General features: G+C 72.2%; 1 pseudogene. It reads left to right on the top strand.

Going from position 1 to position 277, the window contains the following annotated elements:
* A pseudogene (locus CVH10_RS25965) lies at nucleotides 1-277 on the top strand (hypothetical protein); the annotation flags it as partial.

Raw genomic sequence — 277 nt, 5'->3', positions numbered from 1 at the left:
ACCTACGACACGGCGCAGTACAGCGCCATCCTGCAGAGCACCGAATCGGGCTACGGCGTCGAGTTCGCCTACCTCGCCCGCACGCCGCCGCGCCAGATCCGCGTGGCCTACACCGAGCCCGGGTCGCCGGCAGCGCAGGCCGGCCTGGTGCGCGGCATGACCTTGCTCGCCATCGACGGCATCGACGTGGTCAACGCCGGCAGCCAGGCCGACGTGGACCGCCTCAACGCGGCGCTGGCGCCATCGACGAACGGGCAGGCCCACGCCTTCCAGCTGC

This window comes from Halomonas sp. ND22Bw (assembly GCF_003011945.1).
GTDB lineage: Bacteria > Pseudomonadota > Gammaproteobacteria > Pseudomonadales > Halomonadaceae > Halomonas > Halomonas halophila.
This window is presented reverse-complemented; position numbering and strand designations above follow the sequence as displayed.